Annotated in this window: 1 protein-coding gene; it reads right to left on the reverse strand. The window is 26.3% G+C overall.

Features of this window, described 5'->3' with window-relative positions:
• Window positions 1–496 precede the first annotated feature (496 nt).
• Window positions 497–682 carry a hypothetical protein gene (locus EGD97_RS12225; RefSeq protein ID WP_127837559.1) on the reverse strand — a complete coding sequence of 62 codons (186 nt, stop codon included), beginning with the start codon at window positions 680–682 and terminating at the stop codon, window positions 497–499.
• Window positions 683–1,140 lie beyond the last annotated feature (458 nt).

Genomic DNA, 1,140 nt, shown 5'->3' on the forward strand with positions numbered 1-1,140 from the left:
CTGTTAAATAATTCTTTTCAGGCTTTATCTTAACTTTAAAAAATACATTTCCTTTTTCATTATCTATAGTAGCATCTTCATCTATAGCAATAACTTGTCCCTTTAATGTGTCATATTCAGCCTGATTTAAACCTCCTATTGCTTTTCCCATTTCAAGCTGTTTTCTTTCATTAGTAAAGGATAGAATTGTATCATAATATACTTGTTATTTCTTTACCTTTCCTTGTTCTTTATACTGTTTTATTCGTTCTCCTTTATAATTCTGATTTTTAAGTGCTTCTTCGTCTACATTATATTGGTCAGATATAAGTTTATATTTGAAGTTGTTTCCCTTTAAGCATTTGCAAGGGAATTCTAGTAGGACATCTATTCTATTTTTTATGCCTAGATTTACTTCAAAAATCCTTACAAAAACTTTAAAATCAGTATTTTACTAATTAAAAATTTTATACTTTTCTAGGCATTAAATAACCCAAGTATTTCTGAATTGTAAGTATTACATTCTTCCTGTAAGTTTATTCAATATTTTAACTTTATATTTTTTATAAAGAAATGTAAGTATAAAATATATTATAAAGAAATTAATAGTTAAAATTATAGAAAATAAAATTGATTCTCCAACAATAATACATATAAAAAAAATAATTAAAGATAATCCTAATGATTTCAAAAATAGTTTCATACATCCACCTCATAAAAATAAATATCTTACAAATATGCTTAACATATAAGCATATTTATTAATCATAATTTATGCATTATTAATTTCTATGAAAAAACACTTTAAATTTATTCCAAGCAATTTTTTCAACATAAGTTATTGTTATTGCACCTATCATGGCTACTCCAAAAATAGAAGTTACCAAGCCATTTTGTATTAGCTTGTTACTCTTTACTGCTGCACCAGCAGCTACTGCTACTGATCCAAGAGCTATTAATGCAGCTTAAGATCCATTAAACAATGCTACTCCGTCTCCACCACCCCATCAACATACTCCATTTCATCTCTGTCAATGTCTACAAAGCTGTCTGGTAATTGTAAAGTCATTATACTAATTTTTTATTCTCTTCTAATTTTATCATTTTTTTACATAAATGTATATATTAAAGGCATCTGTAGCTGCCTTCAATTGCTGGTTA

Origin of the sequence: Clostridium prolinivorans (genome assembly GCF_004011155.1) — a bacterium.
GTDB lineage: Bacteria > Bacillota > Clostridia > Clostridiales > Clostridiaceae > Clostridium_AT > Clostridium_AT prolinivorans.